Source organism: Acrocarpospora sp. B8E8 (assembly GCF_039871605.1).
GTDB lineage: Bacteria > Actinomycetota > Actinomycetes > Streptosporangiales > Streptosporangiaceae > Acrocarpospora > Acrocarpospora macrocephala.
Genome location: NZ_JBDPLV010000003.1, coordinates 226,767 through 249,192, shown reverse-complemented (window position 1 = coordinate 249,192; position 22,426 = coordinate 226,767). Strand labels below are relative to the sequence as shown.

Sequence of the window (22,426 nt, the reverse complement as noted above, 5' to 3'; positions counted from 1 at the left end):
CCCTGGGCGGCCAGCAGCATGAGCAGGCTCAGCTCACGCCACGACACTTCCTCACCAGGGGACACATCACCAAGCGGATCACCTCATCAGGGACAAAGCACGCACCCGGCTCGGCGTGTCGCCCGGCAACCCATGAACCTTGCTCGCCACACGAGGCTCACGAACACCCAGAGTCACTGGCGTGAATGTTTACCTTCAGTGCCGTTGTAGAACGTCGGCCTGCGCGCCAGTTATGCATTATTCAAATCAATAGGTGCTATTAAAAATTATCGTTTCCCTGAATGTGACGGTGTTCTTAACCTGGTCGACACAGATGTTGCCCGCGTCACACGCGCGTCACATATAGGAGGCAGCATGAACGAAACAGCCGCGCCCGCATGGCCACGGTCCGATCTCGACGACATCTTGGCCCGAACGGAGACCGGGCTGGCCGACGACCTGCTTCCGGTCGAGATCTTCAACGACTCCGCGGTCTTCCAGGCCGAAGTCGAGCGCATTTTCGGCCGCAGTTGGGTGTTCGTGGCGCACGAAAGCGAAATCCCGAATCCGGGCGACTTCGTCCAGCGGCGGATCGGGCTGGACCCGGTCATCGTCACCCGGGACGGGGAGGGCGGCATCAACGTGCTGTCCAACTACTGCCGGCACCGAGGGACCCAGGTATGCCAGACGGACCAGGGCAACTCGCGGTTCTTCAAGTGCAACTACCACGGCTGGACCTACGCCAACACCGGTGAACTGGTCGGCACGCCGTTCCTGCGGCGTGCCTACGGGGAACCGCTCGACGGCAAAGAGTGGGGCCTGCTGCGGGCGCCGCGGGTCGACTCGCGACACGGGTTCGTCTTCGCGTCACTGTCGGCCGACGTCGAGCCGCTGGGGGATTACCTGGGCGGCGCGGGCTGGATGCTGGACGCCCTCGTCGGCCTGCACCCGGACGGGATGCGGGTGGCCGGGCCGCCAGACCGCTACCAGGTCAAGGCGAACTGGAAGACCGCCGCCGAGAACTTCGCCGGCGACATCTACCATGTGCCGAACCTGCACGGCAGCATGCAGGAGATCGGGATCGCCGGTGGCCTCGACGCGGGTGGCGAGTTCGGCCGGCCGTACGAGTTCGGCAACGGTCACGCGTTCATGGGCATCGCGTGGACGACGGCCGTGCACCCGGGGTTCGAGTTCTGGGGTTACCCGCCCGAGATCAAGGACCACTTCGACCTGTCCGGACTGGACGAGATGCAGGTCCACGTCGTTACCCATGATGGGCCGATCGTGGGCACGATCTTTCCGAACCTCAGCTTCTACCGGGGCATCGCCATGGACGGCAGCGGGCTGTCGTCGGTTATCACGTCATTCCGGCAATGGCAGCCCGTCGGCCCCGGCGAGCTTGAGGTGTGGAGCTGGCAGTTCGTGTGGACCTTCCAGGACGAGCAGTCGGCGCTGCAGGATGCCGTCATCGGGCAGATGCAGTTCGGCTCGGCCGGCGTGGCCGAGCAGGACGACACGGTCGCCTGGGAGGGTGCGCCGCGCGCCGCGGCCAGCCCGTGGGCCCGGCGGGAGCGGATGATGTTCCACTTCCAGCAGGGCAACAAGTCCGAGGTCGACCAGTCTCCCGACCTCACGTGGAAGGGACCCGGCATCCGGCGCCGCACCGGGTTCGGCGAGCACAACCAACTGCATTTCTACCGGCACTGGCTCCGGGTCATGCAGGCCCGCGACCACTCCGCGGAGGGCGACCGATGAGCGCCCCAACCCCCACCGGCACCACCGCCGTCGACGCCGACGTGTACACCGCCGTCGCGACGTTCCTGGCTCGCGAGGCCCGTCTGCTCGACGAGGGGCGCGAAGAGGAGTGGTTCGAGCTGCTGGCCGACGACCTGCTTTACACGATCCCGATCCGGCAGGCTGCCGAGCCGCGAACGGCGGAAATCAACCGGTCCGCGTTCCGCCTCCGCGACAACAAGATGAACGTCCGGACGAGGCTGAACCGGCTCGCGACCGGTCACGCCTACTCCGAGGTTCCCCCGTCCCGGACGATGCGCCTGGTGGGCAGCGTCGAGGTGAGCCCGGGCCCGGGCCCGGACCTGGTCGACGTGTCGAGCGCGCTGCTGGTCTACCGCCAGCGCGGCATCGACCCGCACTTCGACCTCATCCCGTGCCGGCGCAACGACCGCCTTCGCTGGACCGGCGAGGGGCTCCGGCTGGTCTCCCGCGAGGTGATCTTGACCGAGACCAGCCTCCTGACGCCCAACCTCGGGGTGCTGCTGTGAACGGGAGGACCCGGATTGCCGTCGACGCGACCAGGTGTCAGGCGTACGGGCTGTGCGTCGCCGTGCATCCCGACGTCTTCGACGTCCCGGCGGGCAGCCCGATCGCGGTGGTCCTGCGCGACGTCGTCGACGCCGACGATGTCGCGGACGTCGAGCAGGCGGTCCGGGTGTGCCCCGCCCAGGCCCTTTCCCTCCAGTCGGCGGGCGACCGATGACGCCGCCGCGGGCTGCGGTGATCGCCGGAGCGTCCGCGGCCGGCCTGGCGGCCGCGGACGGTCTGCGGGACGGCGGCTGGACGGGAACGATCACCGTGCTCGGCGAGGAGCGGCGGCCGCCGTACGACCGGACGATGCTGTCCAAGGGTCTGCTCGTCCGGCCCGCGGCCCAGCCGTTGTCGCTGCGGACCCCCGAGCAGTTGGCCGAGCGGGGGATCGACCTCCAGGTTGGCCACGCGGCGCGCGGGTTGGACATCGACCGTCGCCTCGTCGTCACCGGAGACGGTGCGGTCCTGCCCTACGACGCGCTGATTCTGGCCACCGGCAGCCGTCCCCGGACCATGACCACTGTGGACGGTCACCCGCTGCCGGGGCTGGGGACCGTCGAGGACCTCGAGCTGCTGCGTGACCTCGTCGACGCCGCGCGCACGGTGACGCTGATCGGGACGGGCTTCATCAGCCTCGAGATCGCCGCCGCCCTGCGGGCCAGGCACGTGCCGGTGACCGTGCTGGGTGCCGACACCCTGCCGCTGGCCGGCTGCCTCGGCGACCAGGTGGCCCGCTGGCTGTGGGATCAGCATCGGACCCACGGCGTCGACGGTCACCTCGGCCGGAAGGTGATCTCGGTCGGTGGCGGCCCCGGCGACTTCCTGGTCCACCTGGAGGATGGATCCGTACACCACGGCGACGTCGTCCTGGCCGGCATCGGTGTCGTCCCGTGCGACGAGTGGCTTACCGGATCGGGGGTCCGGCGGCGGGGCGGCGTGCTGTGCGACGCCGCCGGGCGGACTGGCGTCCCGGACGTCTGGGCCGCTGGTGACCTCGCCCGGACGGACGGCGAGTCCCCCGGGCAGACGCTCGGCTTCGGCCACTGGACCAACGCGGTCGAGCAGGGCCGCAACGTGGGTCTCAACGTCGCGCGCGGGGAGGCCAACGCGTACCACGGACCGCGCACCTTCTGGACCGAGCAGTACGGCCACACGATTCGCTCGATCGGCACCCGCGAACCCGGCGACCTGGACGAGACCGTGGAAGGTGACGTGGCAAGCGGCGAGTTCGTCGTCCTGCACCACGGCCGGGACGGCACCTGGCACGGCGTCACCGCCTGCCGGCGGGACCGCGCGCTACGCGGCTATCGCCGGTTGCTGCTCGCCCGGGCTCCGCTCGCCGACGCTCACGCGCTGGCTCGGCAGCAGCTTTCATCACGAACCTCCTGAGATCGCGCCGCCCGAGCCGTCATGCGGCTCGGCACACGTGCATCCGCAGGTCGTCACAAGGTCAGAAAGAGAGAAGGAAGTCAATGCAGATGTTCGACGGGGACGTTGTCCTCATTCTCGGTGGCGGGTCTGGTCTTGGACTCGGGATCGCCCGCCATTGTGTGAGCGAGGGCGCGCGGGTGGCCATTTTCGAGATCTCGGAGGCCAAGATCGTTGCCCTGAAGGGCGAGTTCGGTGACGACGTGCTGCTGTTCCGCGGCGACGTCACCAGCCCCGAAGACCTCCTCGCGTGTCGGCAGGCCGTTGTCGAGCGCTGGGGCAGGCTCGACTCACTCATCGGGTCGCAAGGCATCTTCGACGGACAGGTCCCGCTTCGCGACGTGGCGATCGAACGTGTCCCGTCCCTCTTCGACGAGTTGTTCCACGTCAATGTTCTCGGCTACATCCTGGCGTGCAAGGTCTTCCTGGAGCTCCTCGAGGAGAGCAACGGCTCCATCGTGCTCACTGCGTCCGTGGCCGCCTATGCCGCCGACGGCGGCGGGTTGATGTACACCGCGACGAAGGGTGCGGTGGTCAGTGCCGTACGGCAACTCGCGTTCGAGTTCTCGCCGCGGGTCCGCGTCAACGGTGTGGCACCGGGCGCTATCGCGGACAGCCAACTCCAAGGCCCCAGGAGCCTTGGACTCGAGGGTTTCAAGCAGTCCGACATCCCGAAGGACGCCATGCTCAACACATTCCGCAAGCTCACGCTGATGAGCGAGCTTCCGACCCCGCTGGACTATGCCCCGATCTACGCCTACCTGGCGTCACGCCGCAACGCCGTGGTGACGGGGCAGACGGTGCTGCTCGAGCAGGGCGCGCTGAACCGGGCCGTCCTCAGCGGTCCCGGAGCAACCGGCGGAATCGGGGTCTGAGGTGCCGGGCCTGGCCTCACGCCTCGCCGGTGATCTCCGCGGCCAGGTTCACCAGCTGCTGGCGCAACCAACGATGCGCGGGATCACGATCGGTCCGCTCGGACCACACCATCGTTTCCGTCAGCACGTGCAGGTTCGCGATCGGCGGCTCGAGCAGCTTCAGATTGAGCTGCTCCACCAGTTTACGAGCGAGTCGTTCCTGGAGGACGGTGATCAGCCTGGTGCCTTGAAGAAGGAATGGGGCGATGCCGAACTCGGTCGTGAGCTCGAGGTTGCGGGGCACTCCCATGAGGTCCAACTGCAGTTCGAAGAAGGATCGGTGCCGGCCCGACCACGTCGCCAGGTAGGGCAGGGTACAGAACTGCTCGTACGTGATCTCGTCGTGGATCTCCGGGTGGTCACGGTCAACGGCGACGACATACCGATCGCTGAAAAGAACCCGGTGCGGCATGGCGTGATGCTCGGGGTAGGCCTCTCGGGGAGTGATCAGAAGGTCGACCTCGTGACGATGCAGGCGCCCGGCGAAATCGTCAGCGGGCGGCTCGATGTGCAGGCGCACGCGGGGTGCCTCCGCCTCCAAGCGGGCCAGCAGTGGACGCAGGAACGAGTACGTCAGGTGGTAGTTCGTCACGAGCAGCCTGAAGGTCCTCGCGTCCGTCGCGGGATTGAAGTCGTGCCGTCCTGCCAGGATCTGCTCGATGTCGACCAGGACGCCCCGCACCGGCTCCAGCAACGACTCCGACATCGGGGTCGCGACCAGTCCGCGACCCTCACGCACCAGCACATCGTCACGAAGCAACTTGCGCAACCGGCTCAGCGTCGAGCTCATCGCCGACTGACCGACTCCCAGTCGCCACGCTGCTCGCGTGACGCTGCGTTCCGTAACGAGCGCCTCGAAGGCAACCAGCAAGTTGAGATCGATCCGTCGGAGATCGACAGGGTGTTCACTCATGCTCGCGACATTAATCGACCGGATCGATTGATGAGCCAAGTATCCATTGATCGGATCGCACGATCGTCCAAAGAAGGTAGGCGGGCATGGCGGGACCGGAGAGCCAGACGATCGAGGGCGCGCGGACCTGGCTCCGGCGTCATCTCGATGCCGCACGACACCCGATGGGCCTCATCGACAAGGAGGCCGCGGCGCGAGCCATCGATGAACTGACGGACATCGATCCTGCGTCGTGGAGCGGTACCTGGCTGCGAGGGGCATCAACGTTTGTGACCGCGGCGGAAGCCGCCGAGGCCCGAGGAGACCGTTCGGCGGCACGCGACGCGTGGTGGCAGGCGTATCAGTTCGCCTTCCTGGGTCGTTACCCGGTTCCGAATCATCCCGCGAAGGCTGCGGCCTACGACAAGGCGCGTGCGTACTTCCTGCGGGCTGTCGCCCTGGATGATCCGCCCGTGCAGCGGGTGGAAGTCCCCTTTCACGGTCGGCCGGGTGAAGGCCGGTCGGTCGCCTTCTACGTCGCCAGGCCCGAGGGCGTCGCGAACCCTCCCGTGCTCATCACCTGGGCGGGTATCGACTCCTGGAAAGAGGAGACACTCGTCAGCTGCAAACGGTACCTGCGGCGTGGCATCGCCACTGTTCTCATCGACATGCCCGGCGTCGGCGAAGCTCCCGTGCCGGCCGGAAAGGACGCGGAGCGACTGTGGGATCCGATCTTCAACTGGATCGCGGGGAGCGAGCTGGACGACAGCCGCGTGGCGGTGCTGGGCGGGTCGTTCGGCGGCTACTGGGCCACCAAGCTGGCGTACACGCATCGTGACCGCCTCGTCGCCGCGGTGAACTGGGGTGGCGGCATTCATCTCACGTTCCAGCGCACGTGGCAGGAACAATCCCGGAACGCGTCGTCGTACCTCATGGATCTGATGGCGGCGCGGGCCCGGATCTTCGGAGGCTCGACGTTCGAGGACTATGTGGCTCGCTGCCCCGAGCTCTCCCTCCTCGATCAGGGCTTGATGGACGGACCGTCCTGCCCACTTCTGTTGGTGAACGGCAAGGACGATCTGCAGAACGCGTCAGCGGACATCACGCTCGCGCTTGAGTACGGCGACCCCAAGACCGCCCGGCTCTATCCGGGCGGTCACATGGGAGCCGACATGAAGACCATTCAAGACGTCATCGCACAGTGGCTGAGTGGATACCTTTTCCCCTCGGCCGCGGAGGGGAACCAGCTGTGACCAAACACCTCATCACTCATCTGCGCCATGTCGACATCGCCATGCCCGACCTGGACCGGCAGGCGGACTTCTACCGGAACCTATGGGGACTGACGGATGTCGCCAGGGACTCGGGAGTCCACTTCCTTGCGGCGGAGGGTTCACCCGAGCAGTACATCATGCGTCTGCGCCGCGACGACCTCAAACGGTTGGACCTGGTGGCGTTCGGTGCGGCAACGTCGGCGGACGTCGACGAGCTGACGTCCCGTCTGGTGAAGGACGGCGTCACGCTCGTCCATGAGCCTCGCGCACTCGATACACCCGGTGGCGGATACGGGGTTCGATTCTTCGACTGCGATGGTCGGGTAGTGGAAGTGTCGGCCGACGTCGGAGTCCGGGTCCATCGCAGAATCGAGGAGCGGGAGTCCATCCCCGTGCGCCTGTCGCACTTCGTGGTCAACTCTCCCACGCCCGAGGCCACTGTCGCCTGGTATGTCAGGCACCTCGGATTCCGGCTGACAGACTCCTTGGCGTTGCCGCACATGGGCGAGCTCATGTGGTTCCTGCGCTGCAACGAGTGGCACCACAGTTTCGCCGTCTCCCGAGGACCCCATGTCTCGTTCCACCACGCCTCCTTCGAGATGCGAGGGATCGACGAGTACATGCGCGGCACCGGACGCATGCTGCGCAATGGCGTCGAGAAAGTCTGGGGCCCGGGCCGGCACAAGGCGGGGGACAACACCTTCAGTTACTTCCTCGACCCCGTTGGCAACACGGTGGAGTACACCACAGAGCTGGAACTGGTCGATGAGGACACGTGGCATCCGACAGTCTTCGACGCAACGAGTGAAGACGTTGCCGACCAGTGGGGGACAGCGAACCCGATGAACGAAATCGTCGCTTCGCGGCAGTTCAACGACCCCGACAAGGGCGTATTCATCGCTCCGCCCATCTGATGTCGGCCAGTGACCCGCTGCCGTCAACTCCAGTGGCAGGCGAATTACCGGGCCAAAGTTCCGTGCTGAGCCACTAGGCGTCGCCAAGTTCGCGGTAGCGGCGCCATCTGCTTTCGTGTCGTTCGTCGTCAGGGCGGCGGCGGAGAGCGGTCAGCTCTTCGCCGATCGCCCGGCCGAGCCTTCGACAGAAGTCGTCTGGCTCGTCCGCCGCGTCGGGCCGCTCGGGCACGATCCGGTCGACGATGCCGGCACGCCATAGGTCGATGGCCCGGATCCCTTGCTCCTGGGCCATCGTGGGCGCATGGTCGAGGTCGCGGTGGACGATCGCCGAGGCGCCTTCGGGCGGCAACGGCGCAAGCCACCCGTTGGCAGCGGCTATCACCCGATCCGCGGGCAGGAAGGCCAGTGCCCCGCCACCCGCGCCCGGACCCAGGAGCACGGCAAGCGACGGTGATCTGAGCGTGACCAGGTCGTGCAAGCAGCGGGCGATCTCCGCAGCCAGCCCACCCTCCTCGGCGCGAGCGGACAGAGAGGCGCCTGGCGTGTCGATGGCGGTCACCAAGGGCAGTCCCAGATCGTGCGAGAGGCGGATGCCACGGCGGGCCTCACGGAGCATGGCCGGCCCGAAAGGTCCGATGCGATGCTGCGCACCCCGGTCCTGGCCCAGCACGACGCAGGACGTACCGCTGAATCGAGCCAGCGCGAGCACCAGACCTGGCTCCCGTTCGCCGATGCCGCTGCCCGACAGCGGCACGACGTCCGTCGCGGAGGCACGCAACAGGCGTCGGATCCCGGGTCGGTCCGAGCGACGAGACGACGCGACGACGTCCCAGGCGGACTTGCTCTCGACCGCCTCACCATCGACCTCGTCGTCCGGCGGTCCGTTCTCCACCGGGACGAACCGGTGCGAAGGGTGCTGAGGCCGCGGCGCGGTCAACACCCGCAGCGTCCGGTCGGCCAACTCCGCGATGTGCTCGGGCGGTACAACGCCGTCGAGCAGTCCGTGTCGGACCATGTGTTCCGCGGTCTGAACTCCCGCGGGAAACGGCTCCCCATGAAGCGCCATGTACACACGAGGCCCCAGGAACCCGATGGCAGCGTGCGGCTCGCCCACCGTGATGTGGCCGAGCGAGCCCCATGACGCGAGCACTCCCCCGAAAGTGGGACTGCGCAGATAGACCAGGTAGGGGAGCCCCGCTGCCTTGTGCTGGGCGATGGCAGCGGCGATGCCGACCATCTGGACGAACGCGAGCGTCCCTTCCTGCATGCGGGTGCCACCGGACACCGGTGCGCCGAGCAGGGGCAGGCGTTGGGCGGTCGCGCGCTCGACGGCTGCCATAACCCGCTTCGCAGCCGCGACGCCGACCGAGCCGGCGAGGAAGCTGACGTCACCGGCGATCACCGCGACGCGGCGGCCGCGCAGCCGTGCCTCTCCGGTCACGACCGACTCGTCATGTCGGCTGCTCTCCCGAGCTCGCCTTAGCGTCTCGGCGTACTGCGCCTCGATATCGCCGCGTTCCACCGGCGAGTCCCACGACTGCCATGACCCGGTGTCGAGGACGAGATCCCGGAGTTCGGCGAAACTGAGCCGGCGGCCCTTGGTGGGGTGGCGGTCGGCCACGACCGGGTCGACCGGTCGCGTTACGTGTGGCGTCACCCGTCACGATCCTGTCGAGGGCTCAGCCGGGCGCTAGCGCTGACCGGAAAGACTGACAAAGCTCACCAGCGCTGGCTTGTCGGACGGGCATGAGAAGGTCGCGTCGAAGCCGTTCAAGACGAACATATCTCCGCAGGCCAGGGCGGCCTCTTCGGCGCACCGATCGACTGTCAGTGTGACCTTCCCTCGGATGACGATGCCGATCAATGTATGGTTCCGGCCGCTCACGCGCTCCGAACCGGCACCGTTCACCGCTACGACTTCGAAGCCCTGAGCGCGGCTGAGCGCGCCCGATTCGGTGGTGCTCGGTGCCCACCTGTCACGCGTCACGCGGTTGGTCGGAACCGGCCCGTCGGTGTCCCACAGCCGGCTGGACAGGGCGACGGCGCGGTCGTCGAGGATTCGTGCGGTGCCTGTCGAGTCGTGACCGAGCACGACTCGACGGGCAGTCCGTGATCGACCGGCCGGAGGGGACCCCGCGAACTCGATGTCGACAGAATCGGTATCACCGTAATCTCGAGCGCCGGTGAGGACGGCGAAGACGCGTGCGCTGCTGGACGTGTGGCAGCTCCATCCATGCATCGCACCCAGGCAGATCGCGAAATCGCCTTCGGACAGCTGTACCTCCTCGCCGTCCGCCTTCAGGGTCACCTCACCGGCGACGACCGAGAAGAAGTCGGAGGTCTGCGTGCGGTGCAGATCACCGCGCGTCGCTCCGGAGTCGGCCATGAGGTCCTCGACGGCGGCCTGCTCCGACGCGACCTCGTCAGCGGATGCGGGCCGGAACTCCAGCAGTCGCGCGATCACCTGACCCGGCTGAGGAAAGGCCACCGTCGTGGGAGCACGATCGACCGCGGACGTGAGATCGCCCACGCTGGGCGACTCCCACAGCTCCTCGCAGTAGACCGTCGGAACAATGTCGAATCCCAGTGACAGGCGTGAGTCGACCAGCCTCGGGGGGCCGTCGGCTCTCGGAACGAACAGGACTCTGCGGGATCGCGGTAGAGACTGGCTCACGACTGCTGCTCCAAGCGGGGAAGGGCCAGGTACGCCGGGACGTCTGGACCTGTCGAGATCGTGTGCGTGCCGGCGAACTCGGGCTCCGGTCGATCGCACGGATGATCGTGCCCCATGTTCGCCAGGCCCTCGCCCGAGGACTGGAAATCCAGCCCCGAGATGGTGAGCCGCAGCTCCGCTCCGCGCGGTAATGACAGGCTGCCTGGCCACAGCTCAACCTCGAGGTCGTAGGCATCTCCGGGTACGAGGGGCTGGTGCCTGTGGTGGTCGTGGAAGGGACGCAGGAAGCCCGACCGTGACGGATCGACCGAACGATGACTGGCCCGTAGCCAGCCCTGGGAAACCGGCGACGGCGCCAACGTCGAGTCCTCGAAGCCGGCCTCCGATCCGTCGGCGTTGAAGGCCTGCAGGGTGGCGAAGACATCGGCTTCGCTGGTCGTACTCGCGAGCCGGAGTCGCAGGAGGATCGGGCCCGCGAAGGTCAGGTCCTGTCGCAGCGGGCCGGTCGAGAAGACGGCCGCCCCTTTCCGGGCTTCGAAGCTGACCTGGCGTCGGGTCGAGGGAGGCTCTGTCGAGAGGGCGCCTGCCCCGGCGTCCAGGTGGAAGCGCTGCTCCACGCAGTCGGGGAGCGGCCAGGCGGTCGCGGTGAGCGACCGGGCCACGCCGTCGTCCATGCTGCGGACGTCGACCTTCACGACCGGCTCGCCGGTCCAGGCGTCGGTCTGGTCCTTGAGGTAGCGATCGAAGAAGCGTCGCTGGATGTCGACGTTGTCTGGATGGTAGAAGGTCATGAAGTACGAGCCCCGCTGGACCCTGAGCCACTTCTCCGTTGAGCTGATGCCCTCGAACCCCAGGAGCGTGCCGCGCAGGTGGACCTGCAGGCCTCCCCAGTTCGCGACGACCAGGGCGGGGACCTCGATCTGCTCGAGGTCGGCGCTGCGGGCCTTGTACCAGTCGTCCTCCAGCGGATGGTCGAGGATGTCCTGGATGTAGTCAGGACGGTTGGCGGCCAACTCCTCCGCGGCCAGTGCCGGGCCCGTGTTGCGCTCGCCCGTGAAGTAGTCGGTGAACCTCGATGATGCGGACCCGTGCTGGTTCTCGACGACGCACCGGTTCCACCACATGTCGACAAAGCCGCTGCTGAAGATCCCGCCCTGGCGGGTGCGGTCACGATAGAAGTCGCACGTGCCCTGCCACGGTTGCAGCGCCGCGAGGCCCGGGGGCCGGAGCTGGGCGATCATCCACTGCCCCGAGGCGTAGTAGGAGATGCCGAGCAGCCCTACCTTGCCGTTGGACCACGGAGCCGCTGCCGCCCATTCCACAGCCTCATAGGCGTCTTGAAACTCGTCCGGCGAGTTCGGGTGCAGCAGGCCTGGCGACTTACCGGCCCCCCGAGAGTCGACTCGGACCAGCGCATAGCCGAACGTCGTCCAGATCTCGGGGTCGGGCGTCTCGAAGGTCAGGTGCGTGAGGCTGGACCGCGACGTGATCTCTGGGTGGTTGTCCTGCAGCGTCGCCCATACCGCCGGCATGAACTCGCTGAAGTGCACGTCCTTCCCGTACGGTCCGTAGTTCATGATGACCGGCCACGGCCCGTCGCCCGGCGGGCGGAAGACGTTCGCCATCACGAAACTGCCGTCGCGCAACGGGATGGGGACATCCTTGTCGATTGTCATGTTCTGGCCGACGTACTGCCGCATAGTGCTCCCGCCGCTGTGTCGACTTGGTTGGCGTGCCGCCTGGTTCCCAGGCGTCGGAAGGAGTTGGCGACTCATCGATGCCCTCCGAACTCACGGGACAGGGCAGCTCCGTGCTGATCCAGCGTCGGGGGCGCCGAATGCTTTCGACTCGGTCGTAAGAGGGCCCCTACGGAGTAGCACATGCGACCAAGCATTACTTCTCCTCTGGACGAAGCGGTGCCGCGGTCGCGCAACGCCGCCCGCTCGAGGGACTGACTCGCGGCGTTCGACATCGGACCATTGGTCACGCAAAACTAAAGCGCAATAACCTCCCGGGGCAAACAATCCGTTTCGATGCGAATAATTGATGGAAACAATGACTGGGCCTTGCGGTCGACGCGCAGCGGTGCATCGGACCACGCCTGCGCCGGTTGCGACGCCGCGACGGAAGGACCGCGGCGTCGGCGTACACGAGCGGCTACTGCATGGTCGAGGCAACGAGGCCAGAACCTGGCGGCCCAGTCGGACGAGGACTGCCGTCGCGGGCGAGTGCTGGCGTCGCGACCCGTCCGGTGTAAGCCCGCACGTCCTCGACCTGAACGACGTTCTCAACCTCGAAGAGCTGGAAGAACGCCTCGCCATCCATCTCGGTTTCCTTGGCGAAGGCAGTTGGGTGAGATCGCAACATACATTGAGTTGTGCCTGGTTGACGGGATATCGATCCCATATCGGGTCCGGGAGATCCTGACCTCGTCCGAACCGTTCTCGACGTCGCCGAGGGCGCCCTCTACTACTACCGCCTCAACGAGGGAGTGGACGTCGTGGCCGTCACTCTGGATCAGGAGGCGGTGCTGCTGGCCGACGAAAAACTCCACGCCCTGTTAACGCCCTTCCAGGTGCTCCCGCGTGGCGGCCTGCACAAACGTGTCCGCTCCCTCCGGGGCGACAGCCCCGAGAAGACCACTGACCTCAACCCGGGCCAGGAGTTCACCGGGGAGAAACGCTCCTTCCCCCGCCTCTGGTGGCCCAACCTTGGCATCCTCGCGACAAAGGACCCCGGAGCTTAGTCACTCGAGACCGTCATCCACCTGGGTCAACCTTTGGTCAGACCCGATGTCTCCTTCGCACTCGACCGTGATGGCCGTGTCGCCGCACTGATTGCCGGCTACGCCTTGGTCTGGCCGCGCATGTGCCGAAGGTAGCTCGATTGACGGAGTCCGCAGGGTGTCGTAGTTTCTATTAAGAAACTTTCCTAAGGAAAGCCTGCCTGTTCGTTGAGCTGGCGGGATCTGCCGACGAACTCGCGTGTTGCACCCCCCATCCCTTCAGGAGTGACGCATGGGTACGAGAAAAAAGATCGTCGCCGCCTCCGCCACCGCGGTGCTGGCGGCCGCCCTGGTCGTGAGTACTGCGTCGAGCGCGCTCGCCGCGCCCACGGACTGCAGCTACCAGCTCAACACGCAGCAAAGGTGGGCTTCCAGCTTCTGCGCCACCGGGACCGGCGAGCACCGGATCAGGGTTCTTCAGCGGCACTTCCTGCCGGAGGTCGGGCTAATCCCGATCGAGGGGCCCTGGGTGCCGGCCGGTAGCACGTCCTTCGCCAACATCAGCGCGCACACGACCATCAGCGTTTGGGTTGAGACGCGGGGCTGATCCAGGGGCAGGCCTGGGACCCGGGCCTGCCCACCAGGGTCAGGATGTTGACGCGACGGTGCGTCCGAGGAAGGGCGTCAGGGCGAGGCTGGCCAGCGACAGGGCCACCAGGAGCCAGATGGTGTCGTGGAAGGCGTTTCCGAGTGGGGCTCTCGCCTCGTAGAAGGCGGCGATGCCCACACGAGTTGCTGCGGATGTTGCTGGAGGGGCAGACCGATGAGAGGGCCGCGCGGCGGCTGGGGCTCTCGTTGCGTACGGTTCGGCGGTCGATGTCGTCCCTCATGACCCGGTTGGGGGCGCGGAGCCGGTTTCAGGCGGGGGCTCGTGCCGTACAGCGGGGGTGGCTCTAGTCGTTGGACTCGCGTTCGGCCGCGAGGCGGGCGAGGGCGACGCGGGAGCCGATCTCCAGTTTGCGGAAGACCTGGCGGAGGTGGAAGGCGACCGTGTGCACGCTGATGAACATCTGCTCGGCCACCTGGCGATTCGTCCAGCCTTGCGCGACCAGGAGGGACACCCGGAGTTCGGTGGCCGTGAGGCTGTCCCAGCCAGAAGGCGGATGTTCCCCGTTGGTCCAGTGCCGGTGGCGTACGCCCATGCGGCGCATCCGGCGACGAACTCGGGCCTCGTCGCGGGTCGCGCCGCAGTCGCCGTAGCCGGAGAGGGCCTCATCGAGGCTGCGGAGCGCGTCCGATCTTTCGCCTGTTCTGGACAGGAGCACGCCCAGGTCCTCGGTCGCCGACGCGCGGCACCAGGGGTCGGTGGCGTTCCGCGCGGCCTGGGCCAACGCTGTGGAATCGGAGGAGAGCAGCCCGCGGGCGTGTGCTGCGGCGGGTGATTCCGGGGAGCCGAGTTCGGCGATACGTTCGGCGAGCGAGCGCTGCCCGACGGCGAGGGCCAGCCGGACCAGCCAGGCGGCGGCGATCGGCTCGGTGGCGAGCAGCCGACGGGTGGCGGCCGGTTCCGTGTAGATGTGCCGTACCAGCGCCATCGCGGGTCCGGCGCCGTCGCGAGCCTCGATGACCTGGGCCGTCAGGAACTCGGAGCGGATCCGGGCCTCGGTGGCGTCATGGGGCAGGGCCGCGCAGGCGGCCGCCGCGCCCGTCAGGTCGCCTCGGCGGAGCGCGGCCAGGACGTCGGAGTCGTGCGATGGGCGCAGGGACTGCCGTACAGCCGGAGGCAGGCCGGAGACGACGGCCCGCCAGAGCACTTCGTGCTGGAAGGCCAGGGTTTCGGCGTTCGAGACGAGCACGCCCGCGGTGATCGCCTCCTCCAGCGGGGGAAGCAGGAGAGCCGGGGCCGAGCCCAGGAGTTCGGCGACCTCGTCGAGCTGGAAGGACCTGCCGAGCACGGCCGCCGTCTCCACCAGGTGTCTGGCCTCGGGGGTCAGGAGGTGGAGGAGTTGCCGTACCGAGGCTTGGAGGCGCTCGGGGACGCCTGCGGACAGGAGGTGGGCGGAGCCGGCGGTGATGTCCAGGCAGTTCTCGTCGCGGAGGCCGCGCAGGAGGTCGACGAGGAGGGCGGGGTTGCCGTTCGTGGTGGCCGCCAGGGCCAGCAGGTCGGGGTCGGGGTCCGCGGCCAGCACGTCGGCGGCCAGTTCGGCGGTGGCGGTGGGCGGGAGCGGGGGGAGGGTCAGCCGGCGGGCGCCGTGTCGTTCGAGGATGTCGAACAGGGAGTCGATGTCGTGGTGGCCCTCGGTCACCGTACGGGCCAGGATCCAGGTGACGGGCAGTTCGGAGAGCTGTCCGTGGAGGGTGCGCAGGGCCATCAGCGTCGTCGTGTCGGCCCATTGCAGGTCGTCGAGGGTGACGAGCAGGGGCGTTCTGGCCGCCATGGCGGACCGGAGTTGTTCGAGCAGCCGGGCCGGTCCCTCGGTGAGGTCGGGGGATTCGGCGATCGCCGTGAACAGCGGGGCCATCGGGATCAGCTGGCCGAGTTCTTCGACGGCGCTCGCGGCCACGGACCATCCGCGTGCCCGGGCAGCGGTTCCCGCTTCGGCGAGGAGCCGGGTCTTGCCCATGCCCGCCTGGCCCTCCAGGAGCAGCGTGGCTCCGCCGGTCTCCAACAGCTTGACGACGGCGGACCATTCGCGCTGGCGTCCCCGCATGGTCCGATCCCCCCTCCAATCCGGCAAATACCCAGGTCAGCGCGGTGTATCCCCCAGGTGGACGGGTGAGTGGCTACCCAGGTTAAGGATGTGGGACCGCTGTGCCGCCGGACACGCTGGAAGGTGATCCATGGATGAGGGGGCAGTGATGGCCAAGGCGGTAGGCATTGATCTGGGCACCACGAATTCGGTGATCGCCGCGACGGAGGGCGGGCAGCCGACGGTGATCCCCAACGCCGAGGGGGCGCGAACCACGCCGTCGGTGGTGGCCTTCACCGAACAGGGAGAACGTCTGGTCGGCCAGCTGGCCCGCCGCCAGGCCATCCTCAACCCGAAGGGCACCATCTATTCCTCCAAGCGTTTCATCGGCCGCAAGTACGACGAGGTCACCACCGAGATGCACGCGGTCTCCTTCGACGTCGTGGAAGGGCCGAACGGGGCCGTGCGGTTCGAGGTGCGCGGCAAGCTGTACGCGCCGGAGGAGATCTCCGCGCAGGTGCTGCGCAAGCTCGCCGACGACGCGGGCAAGTTCCTCGGCGAGCGGGTCACCGAGGCGGTCATCACGGTGCCCGCCTACTTCAACGACGCCCAGCGCCAGGCCACCAAGGACGCCGGCAAGATCGCCGGTCTGGAGGTGCTGAGGATCATCAACGAGCCCACGGCGGCCGCGCTCGCCTACGGCGTCGACAAGAAGGCCAACGAGACCGTGCTCGTCTTCGACCTGGGCGGCGGCACCTTCGACGTGAGCATCCTGGCCATCGGCGAAGGCGTCGTCGAGGTACGGGCCACCTCAGGCGACGGCCACCTCGGCGGCGACGACTTCGACCGCAGGGTCGTCGACCACCTGGCGGTGGAGTTCCAGCGCCAGGAGGGCATCGACCTCCGCAACGACCCGCAGGCCTTGCAGCGCCTGTTCGAAGCCGCCGAGAAGGCCAAGGTCGAGCTCTCCTCGGTCACCCAGACGTCGGTCAGCCTGCCGTTCGTCACCGCCGACGCCAACGGGCCCAAACACCTGAACACCACCCTGATGCGCTCCACCTTCGACGAGCTCACCGCCGACCTGGTCGAACGCTGCATCGATCCGGTACGGCAGGCCATCGCCGACGCCAAACTCACCGCCGACGACATCGACGAGGTCATCCTGGTCGGCGGCTCGACCCGGATCCCGGCCGTGCAGAACCTGGTGAAGCGGCTCACCGGAGGCATGGACCCCAACATGACCGTCAACCCCGACGAGGTCGTGGCGGTCGGGGCCGCCCTCCAGGCGTCCATCATCAAGGGCGAGGTCAGCGACGTGCTGCTGCTCGACGTCACCCCGCTGTCGCTCGGCCTGGAGACGCTCGGCGGCGTGATGACGAAGGTGATCGAGCGCAACACCACCATCCCGGCCCGGCGAACCGAGGTCTTCAGCACGGCCGAGGACAATCAGAGCGCGGTGGACGTGGTCGTGCTCCAGGGAGAGCGCGAGCGGGCGGCCGACAACCGGGTGCTCGGCCGGTTCCGGCTGGAGAACATCCGCCCGGCGCCCCGGGGTGTGCCGCAGGTCGAGGTCACCTTCGACATCGACGCCAACGGGATCCTGAGCGTTTCCGCGAGGGACAAGGACACCGGGGGCGAGCAGCGCATCACGATCAGCGAGAGCTCCAACCTGGAGCCGGCTGAGGTCGAGCGCATGGTGAAGGACGCCGAGCAGCATCGGGGCGAGGACGCCCGGTTGCGCGAGCAGATCGACGCGCGCAACGAGCTCGACTCGGCCGCCTACCAGGTCGAGCGCAGGCGGGGCGAGCTGGGCGGAGCGGTCCCGACCCATGAGAAGGCGCGGGCGGACATGCTCGTCAGCGATGCCCGGCAGGCCGTCAAGGAGGAGGCGCCGCTGGATCGGCTTCGCTCGCTGACGGGCGAGTTGCAGCAGGTCTACCACAGCCTCGGCAGCATGGCCGGGCAGCAGCGGACGCCGGGACAGGGGGAGGACGGCGATGACGTCATCGACGCCGAATTCACCGCCCCCGAATAAGCCCCCGAGCCTTGGGGACGACCATCCGGCCGACACAGGGGCCGCCACAGGGCCTAACGCAAAGGCGGGGGTCGCCTCGGGGGCCGAGCCTGACCCGAAGGTCGCCGAGCTGGAGGAACGGCTGCTCCGGGCGGCGGCCGACATGGACAACCTGCGCAAACGTATGGCCAAGGAGATCGAGCGGGAGCGCGCCAGGGCCACCGCCGAATGGCTGCCCGTGCTCGACAACCTGGAACTGGCCCTGAAACACGCCAAGGCCGATCCGGAAGCTGTGCTCGACGGGCTCCGGGCCGTACACGAGCAGGCTCTCGCGGTGATGAACCGCCTCGGCTACCCGCGCCAGGACGACGAGGGCGCTCCCTTCGACCCGGAGCGCCACGACGCGGTCGGGACCGTGCCCGCCACCACGACCAGGCCGGGCACGGTCGCCGAGGTCGTCAGGCCAGGTTACGGCGCTCTCGACCGACGGCTCAGGCCGGCCGCGGTGGTGGTGGCCACGAAGGGCGAGTGATGGATTTCTACGAGATCCTGGGGGTGTCCAGGGACGCGTCCCCGGAGGAGATCCAGCGCGCCTACCGCAAGCTGGCCCGCACCTACCACCCGGACATCAACAAGGATCCCGCGGCCGAGGACCGGTTCAAGCGCATCTCCGAGGCCTACCAGGTGCTGTCGGATCCCGAGCGGCGCCGCGAGTACGACACCCCGGCGGCCCGGCAACCCGAATGGGTGTCGGACGTCGATCTCGGCGACCTGTTCGGCGGCGTCTTCGGCCGCCGCTGGGGTCCGATGCCGGGCGCCGACCAGGAGGTCGAGCTTCCCCTGACGGTTGAGGAGGCGTATCGCGGCGGTCGCCGTACCTTGAAGATCGACGGGAAGTCGGTGGAGGTGAACATCCCGCCTGGCGTGTCCGACGGCCGGCGGATCAGGCTGGCCGGTCAGGGCGGCCGAGCGAGCGGTGGCGCGCAGCCCGGCGACTTGTTCCTGGTCGTCCGGATCGCCCCGCATCCGCGCTACCAGGTGAAGGGCCGCGACCTTTATGTACGACTCCCGCTCACGCCCTGGGAGGCGGCGCTCGGTGCGAGCGTGGCCCTCGACACCCCCGGCGGCGAGGCGAAGGTCCAGGTCCCCCCGGGCACGTCGTCCGGCCGCAAACTGCGCCTGCGCGGCCGCGGCCTGTCCGGCGGCGACCTGTACGCCGAGACGCGGATCATGGTTCCGCCCACCCTGTCCGCCGAGGAGCGCCGGCTGTTCGAACGCCTCGCGGCCACCTCCGACTTCGACCCCAGGAGGCGACGATGACGCTGGCTCTGGCCCGGCCCCGGCGGCTGGACCTCGACACGTTCGCCCGCGTGGTGTGCCTGCATCCGGATGTCGTACGGCGGCTGGTCGCCCTGGACCTGCTGGACGCCTGGATCGATGTGACGGGCACCGTCTGGCTGCCCGCCGACCAGGTCGCGAGGGTGGGCCGCATCCAGCGCCTGCGCGCGGGCTTCGCGCTCAACTACGCGGGGGTCGCCCTGGTCATGGACCTGCTCGATCGCATCGCCGAACTGGAGGAGGCTACTCGTGGACGCTGACCGGCTCACCCAGAAATCCCAGGAGGCCCTGCACGACGCCCAGACCAAAGCCCTGCGCTCCGGGCACACCGAGATCGACGCCGAGCATCTGCTGCTGGCTCTGCTGGACCAGGAGCTAGGTTCCCGGCTGCTCGCCCAGGCGGGCGCGGACGTACCCCGCCTGAGGACCGGCCTGGAGGCCGAGCTGGCCCGCAGGCCCCGGGTCAGCGGCCCCAGCGCCGCGCCCGGCCAGGTGTTCGTCACCCAGCGCCTGTCCCGCCTGTTCGACACCGCGGAACAGGAGGCCAAGCGGCTCAAGGACGAGTACGTCTCGGTGGAGCACCTGCTGATCGCCCTGCTGGACGAACTGCCCCAGCTGGGGCTCACCCGGGACGACTTCCTCAAGGCCCTCACCTCGATCCGGGGCAACCAGCGGGTCACCTCGGCGATGCCGGAAGTGGCCTACGAGGCCCTCCAGAAGTACGGCCGCGACCTGGTCGCCGACGCCGAAGCGGGCCGCCTCGACCCGGTCATCGGCCGGGACGCCGAGATCCGCCGCGTCATCCAGATCCTGTCCCGCAAGACCAAGAACAACCCCGTCCTGATCGGCGACCCCGGGGTCGGCAAGACCGCCATCGTGGAGGGATTGGCCCAGCGGATCAACCGTGGCGACGTGCCGGAGAGCCTCCGGGACAAGACCGTCTTCAATCTCGACATGGGTTCCCTGGTCGCGGGCGCCAAGTATCGCGGCGAGTTCGAGGAACGCCTGAAGGCCGTGCTCAACGAGGTCAAGGCGGCCGAGGGGCGGATCCTGCTGTTCGTTGACGAGATGCACACGGTGGTCGGCGCGGGCGCGGCCGAAGGTGCCATGGACGCGGGCAACATGCTCAAGCCGATGCTGGCCAGGGGCGAGCTGCACATGATCGGCGCGACCACGATCGTGGAATATCGCAAGCACGTGGAGAAGGACGCCGCGCTGGAACGCCGCTTCCAGCCCGTCATGGTGGACGAACCGTCGGTCGAGGACGCCGTGTCGATCCTGCGCGGCCTGCGCGAACGCCTGGAGGTCTTCCACGGCGTGAAGATTCAGGACAGCGCGCTGGTGTCGGCCGTGGTGCTCAGCCACCGCTACATCTCCGACAGGTTCCTGCCGGACAAGGCTATCGACCTGGTCGACGAGGCGTGCGCGATGATCCGTACGGAGATCGACTCCATGCCCGCCGAGCTGGACGAGCTCACCCGCCGGGTGATGCGGCTGGAGATCGAGGAGGCGGCGCTGGCGAAGGAGAAGGATGACGCCTCGCTGGCCGAGCTGCGCAGGGAACTGGCCGATCTGAAGGCCGAAGCCGACGCCATGCGCGCCCAGTGGGAGGCCGAGCGGCAGACGCTGCGCAAGGTGCAGGAGCTGCGCCAGGAGATGGAGAACGTACGCCGCCAGGCCGAGCAGGCCGAGCGCGACTACGACCTCACCGGTGCGGCCGAACTCCGCCACGGCAGGCTGCCGGAGCTCCAGCGGCGGCTGGCGGCGGAGGAGGAGCGGCTGGCCGCCAAGCAGGCCGGGCATCGCCTGCTGCGCGAGGTGGTGACCGAGGACGAGATCTCGGCGATCGTGTCCCGGTGGACCGGAATCCCGGTCAGCCGGTTGCGGGAGGGCGAGCGGGAGAAGCTGCTGCGCCTGGACGAGATTCTGCACGAGCGGGTGATCGGCCAGGACGAGGCGGTACGGCTGGTCGCCGACGCGGTGATCAGAGCCAGGTCCGGAATCAAGGACCCGCGGCGGCCGATCGGGTCGTTCATCTTCCTCGGGCCGACCGGGGTGGGCAAGACCGAACTGGCCAAGGCGCTGGCCGCGGCGCTCTTCGACACCGAGGAGAACATGGTCAGGATCGACATGAGCGAATATCAGGAGCGGCATACGGTCAGCCGGCTGGTCGGGGCACCGCCCGGATATATCGGGTATGAGGAGGGTGGTCAGCTCACTGAGGCGGTGCGGCGCAAGCCGTACAGTGTGGTGCTTTTCGACGAAGTCGAGAAGGCGCACGCGGACGTGTTCAACACGCTCCTGCAGGTCCTGGACGACGGGCGGCTGACCGACGCGCAGGGGCGCACGGTCGACTTCCGCAACACGGTGATCATCATGACGTCCAACATCGGGTCGCAATATCTGCTGGACGGGGTCACGCCCGGCGGCGAGCTCAAGCCGGAAGGGCGCGACCGGGTGATGGCCGCACTGCGCTCCCACTTCCGGCCCGAGTTCCTCAACCGGGTCGACGACATCGTGCTGTTCAAGCCGCTGACGGAAGCCGAGATCGAGCAGATCGTGGACCTGATGTTCGACGACGTCCGGGTGCGCCTCGCCGACCGCGACCTGACCCTGGAGGTCACCGAAGTGGCCCGCCGCGACATCGCCCGCCAGGGGTTCGACCCCGTCTACGGAGCACGGCCGTTGCGCCGGTTCATCGCCCGCGAGGTCGAGACCAGGATCGGCAGAGCACTCCTCGCCGGGGACGTGCCACCCGGGACGATCATCCGCGTGGACGCGAGCGAGGGCGAGCTCGTCATCGAGTTCGGAGGTTGACAGACCGGAGCCTCGCCCGCCTACGTCCTGGCCGGCTGGATTGACGATGCCCCTGCGATGTACGGCATCCGCCACACCGGCCGAAAGGACGTCGCTGACGGCGCGAACCCTACTTTGGGCTGATACGGGCACGCCGCCGACGAAGGGACTGATCAGCAGAACGAGGATTGTGGCGGTCAGGTAGTTGGCGAGCGCCATCCTTCCCAGTGGTGCGAAGACAGCCTGCAGTATCGATCGGAGTGGGAGGATCAGCACCTGCCCCACACCTGGACTGCGACGACGGTGCTGCTCATCGCCGGCCCCATCCTCACCGTCCAGTGGCTGTGGTCCACCCTCTGGCTACGCCGCTACCGCCAGGGCCCGATCGAGTGGCTCTGGCGCCGGGCCACCTGGTCCCACCGCCAACCGCTGCGTCATGCGGCCTGAACCTGTAGGCCATGGG

Annotated in this window: 22 protein-coding genes; 16 read left to right on the top strand and 6 right to left on the bottom strand. The window is 68.0% G+C overall.

The features are described 5' to 3' along the window. Window positions 1–354: 354 nt before the first annotated feature. The 5 genes from ABGB08_RS05260 to ABGB08_RS05240 all read left to right on the top strand — a co-directional run bounded on the left by ABGB08_RS05260 (window position 355) and on the right by ABGB08_RS05240 (window position 4,607). Complete coding sequence (locus ABGB08_RS05260) at window positions 355–1,734, top strand: Rieske 2Fe-2S domain-containing protein (RefSeq protein WP_347586842.1); 1,380 nt, start codon at window positions 355–357, stop codon at window positions 1,732–1,734. After that, the gene (locus ABGB08_RS05255; RefSeq protein WP_155354635.1) at window positions 1,731–2,261 is read left to right on the top strand and encodes an aromatic-ring-hydroxylating dioxygenase subunit beta; all 531 of its coding nucleotides are present in this window, start codon (window positions 1,731–1,733) and stop codon (window positions 2,259–2,261) included. Before ABGB08_RS05260 ends, ABGB08_RS05255 begins: the two co-directional genes overlap by 4 nt. Continuing rightward, window positions 2,258–2,476: a ferredoxin gene (locus ABGB08_RS05250; RefSeq protein WP_347586839.1), complete on the top strand. Its 219-nt coding sequence runs from the start codon at window positions 2,258–2,260 to the stop codon at window positions 2,474–2,476. The genes ABGB08_RS05255 and ABGB08_RS05250 overlap by 4 nt, the downstream gene beginning before the upstream one ends. Next, on the top strand, window positions 2,473–3,693 hold the full coding sequence (locus ABGB08_RS05245) for an FAD-dependent oxidoreductase (protein ID WP_347586837.1): 1,221 nt from the start codon (window positions 2,473–2,475) through the stop codon (window positions 3,691–3,693). The genes ABGB08_RS05250 and ABGB08_RS05245 overlap by 4 nt, the downstream gene beginning before the upstream one ends. Window positions 3,694–3,776: 83 nt before the next feature. Next, complete coding sequence (locus ABGB08_RS05240; protein WP_347586835.1) at window positions 3,777–4,607, top strand: SDR family oxidoreductase; 831 nt, start codon at window positions 3,777–3,779, stop codon at window positions 4,605–4,607. Between the two features lie 16 nt (window positions 4,608–4,623). Here the strand turns inward: ABGB08_RS05240 and ABGB08_RS05235 are convergent, their stop codons facing one another. Further along, window positions 4,624–5,598 carry a LysR substrate-binding domain-containing protein gene (locus ABGB08_RS05235; RefSeq protein ID WP_347586833.1) on the bottom strand — a complete coding sequence of 325 codons (975 nt, stop codon included), beginning with the start codon at window positions 5,596–5,598 and terminating at the stop codon, window positions 4,624–4,626. Between the two features lie 47 nt (window positions 5,599–5,645). On the opposite strand from ABGB08_RS05235, the gene ABGB08_RS05230 reads away from it, so the two are divergent. Continuing rightward, window positions 5,646–6,791, top strand: coding sequence for an alpha/beta fold hydrolase (locus tag ABGB08_RS05230; RefSeq protein WP_347586831.1), 1,146 nt, complete (start codon window positions 5,646–5,648; stop codon window positions 6,789–6,791). After that, window positions 6,740–7,726, top strand: a complete 987-nt coding sequence (locus tag ABGB08_RS05225) for a VOC family protein (protein ID WP_347586829.1) — start codon at window positions 6,740–6,742, stop codon at window positions 7,724–7,726. Before ABGB08_RS05230 ends, ABGB08_RS05225 begins: the two co-directional genes overlap by 52 nt. Window positions 7,727–7,799: 73 nt before the next feature. On the opposite strand, the gene ABGB08_RS05220 is transcribed toward ABGB08_RS05225, so the two are convergent. The 4 genes from ABGB08_RS05220 to ABGB08_RS05205 form a co-directional block, all read right to left on the bottom strand. After that, entirely contained in the window at window positions 7,800–9,383 is a 1,584-nt protein-coding gene (locus tag ABGB08_RS05220) for a carboxyl transferase domain-containing protein (protein WP_347586827.1), read from the bottom strand. Window positions 9,384–9,416: 33 nt separating this feature from the next. After that, complete coding sequence (locus ABGB08_RS05215; RefSeq protein ID WP_347586825.1) at window positions 9,417–10,256, bottom strand: cupin domain-containing protein; 840 nt, start codon at window positions 10,254–10,256, stop codon at window positions 9,417–9,419. Window positions 10,257–10,396: 140 nt separating this feature from the next. Beyond that, window positions 10,397–12,100 carry a CocE/NonD family hydrolase gene (locus ABGB08_RS05210; protein WP_347586823.1) on the bottom strand — a complete coding sequence of 568 codons (1,704 nt, stop codon included), beginning with the start codon at window positions 12,098–12,100 and terminating at the stop codon, window positions 10,397–10,399. 457 nt (window positions 12,101–12,557) lie between these two features. Beyond that, window positions 12,558–12,767 carry a hypothetical protein gene (locus tag ABGB08_RS05205; RefSeq protein WP_347586821.1) on the bottom strand — a complete coding sequence of 70 codons (210 nt, stop codon included), beginning with the start codon at window positions 12,765–12,767 and terminating at the stop codon, window positions 12,558–12,560. Window positions 12,768–12,900: 133 nt separating this feature from the next. On the opposite strand from ABGB08_RS05205, the gene ABGB08_RS05200 reads away from it, so the two are divergent. The 3 genes from ABGB08_RS05200 (at window position 12,901) to ABGB08_RS05190 (ending at window position 14,082) form a co-directional block, all read left to right on the top strand. Further along, window positions 12,901–13,146 carry a hypothetical protein gene (locus ABGB08_RS05200; RefSeq protein WP_347586819.1) on the top strand — a complete coding sequence of 82 codons (246 nt, stop codon included), beginning with the start codon at window positions 12,901–12,903 and terminating at the stop codon, window positions 13,144–13,146. 271 nt (window positions 13,147–13,417) lie between these two features. Beyond that, window positions 13,418–13,732 carry a hypothetical protein gene (locus ABGB08_RS05195; protein WP_347586817.1) on the top strand — a complete coding sequence of 105 codons (315 nt, stop codon included), beginning with the start codon at window positions 13,418–13,420 and terminating at the stop codon, window positions 13,730–13,732. Between the two features lie 44 nt (window positions 13,733–13,776). Next, on the top strand, window positions 13,777–14,082 hold the full coding sequence (locus tag ABGB08_RS05190; protein WP_347586815.1) for a LuxR C-terminal-related transcriptional regulator: 306 nt from the start codon (window positions 13,777–13,779) through the stop codon (window positions 14,080–14,082). On the opposite strand, the gene ABGB08_RS05185 is transcribed toward ABGB08_RS05190, so the two are convergent. Further along, the gene (locus ABGB08_RS05185) at window positions 14,079–15,836 is read right to left on the bottom strand and encodes an AAA family ATPase (RefSeq protein ID WP_347586813.1); all 1,758 of its coding nucleotides are present in this window, start codon (window positions 15,834–15,836) and stop codon (window positions 14,079–14,081) included. The two genes, ABGB08_RS05190 and ABGB08_RS05185, sit on opposite strands and share 4 nt — an antisense overlap. A gap of 148 nt (window positions 15,837–15,984) precedes the next feature. Here ABGB08_RS05185 and dnaK point away from each other — a divergent pair, with 148 nt between their 5' ends. The 6 genes from dnaK (at window position 15,985) to ABGB08_RS05155 (ending at window position 22,410) form a co-directional block, all read left to right on the top strand. Further along, the gene (gene dnaK / locus ABGB08_RS05180) at window positions 15,985–17,850 is read left to right on the top strand and encodes a molecular chaperone DnaK (RefSeq protein WP_347586856.1); all 1,866 of its coding nucleotides are present in this window, start codon (window positions 15,985–15,987) and stop codon (window positions 17,848–17,850) included. After that, entirely contained in the window at window positions 17,813–18,361 is a 549-nt protein-coding gene (locus tag ABGB08_RS05175; protein ID WP_347586811.1) for a nucleotide exchange factor GrpE, read from the top strand. Before dnaK ends, ABGB08_RS05175 begins: the two co-directional genes overlap by 38 nt. After that, window positions 18,361–19,149: a DnaJ C-terminal domain-containing protein gene (locus ABGB08_RS05170; protein ID WP_347586809.1), complete on the top strand. Its 789-nt coding sequence runs from the start codon at window positions 18,361–18,363 to the stop codon at window positions 19,147–19,149. Before ABGB08_RS05175 ends, ABGB08_RS05170 begins: the two co-directional genes overlap by 1 nt. Continuing rightward, the gene (locus ABGB08_RS05165) at window positions 19,146–19,427 is read left to right on the top strand and encodes a chaperone modulator CbpM (RefSeq protein ID WP_155349007.1); all 282 of its coding nucleotides are present in this window, start codon (window positions 19,146–19,148) and stop codon (window positions 19,425–19,427) included. Before ABGB08_RS05170 ends, ABGB08_RS05165 begins: the two co-directional genes overlap by 4 nt. Then, window positions 19,417–21,984: an ATP-dependent chaperone ClpB gene (clpB, locus tag ABGB08_RS05160; RefSeq protein WP_347586806.1), complete on the top strand. Its 2,568-nt coding sequence runs from the start codon at window positions 19,417–19,419 to the stop codon at window positions 21,982–21,984. Before ABGB08_RS05165 ends, clpB begins: the two co-directional genes overlap by 11 nt. Before the next feature lie 222 nt (window positions 21,985–22,206). Further along, window positions 22,207–22,410, top strand: coding sequence for a DUF418 domain-containing protein (locus tag ABGB08_RS05155; RefSeq protein WP_347586854.1), 204 nt, complete (start codon window positions 22,207–22,209; stop codon window positions 22,408–22,410). The last annotated feature ends 16 nt before the right edge of the window (window positions 22,411–22,426 follow it).

Coding starts and splice junctions, on each gene's coding strand:
- ABGB08_RS05260 (WP_347586842.1), top strand. CDS start 355: ATGAACGAAACAGCCGCGCCCGCATGGCCACGGTCCGATCTCGACGAC.
- ABGB08_RS05255 (WP_155354635.1), top strand. CDS start 1,731: ATGAGCGCCCCAACCCCCACCGGCACCACCGCCGTCGACGCCGACGTG.
- ABGB08_RS05245 (WP_347586837.1), top strand. CDS start 2,473: ATGACGCCGCCGCGGGCTGCGGTGATCGCCGGAGCGTCCGCGGCCGGC.
- ABGB08_RS05240 (WP_347586835.1), top strand. CDS start 3,777: ATGCAGATGTTCGACGGGGACGTTGTCCTCATTCTCGGTGGCGGGTCT.
- ABGB08_RS05230 (WP_347586831.1), top strand. CDS start 5,646: ATGGCGGGACCGGAGAGCCAGACGATCGAGGGCGCGCGGACCTGGCTC.
- ABGB08_RS05210 (WP_347586823.1), bottom strand. CDS start 12,100: ATGCGGCAGTACGTCGGCCAGAACATGACAATCGACAAGGATGTCCCC.
- ABGB08_RS05205 (WP_347586821.1), bottom strand. CDS start 12,767: ATGTTGCGATCTCACCCAACTGCCTTCGCCAAGGAAACCGAGATGGAT.
- ABGB08_RS05195 (WP_347586817.1), top strand. CDS start 13,418: ATGGGTACGAGAAAAAAGATCGTCGCCGCCTCCGCCACCGCGGTGCTG.
- ABGB08_RS05190 (WP_347586815.1), top strand. CDS start 13,777: ATGTTGACGCGACGGTGCGTCCGAGGAAGGGCGTCAGGGCGAGGCTGG.
- ABGB08_RS05185 (WP_347586813.1), bottom strand. CDS start 15,836: ATGCGGGGACGCCAGCGCGAATGGTCCGCCGTCGTCAAGCTGTTGGAG.
- dnaK (WP_347586856.1), top strand. CDS start 15,985: ATGGCCAAGGCGGTAGGCATTGATCTGGGCACCACGAATTCGGTGATC.
- ABGB08_RS05175 (WP_347586811.1), top strand. CDS start 17,813: ATGACGTCATCGACGCCGAATTCACCGCCCCCGAATAAGCCCCCGAGC.
- ABGB08_RS05170 (WP_347586809.1), top strand. CDS start 18,361: ATGGATTTCTACGAGATCCTGGGGGTGTCCAGGGACGCGTCCCCGGAG.
- ABGB08_RS05165 (WP_155349007.1), top strand. CDS start 19,146: ATGACGCTGGCTCTGGCCCGGCCCCGGCGGCTGGACCTCGACACGTTC.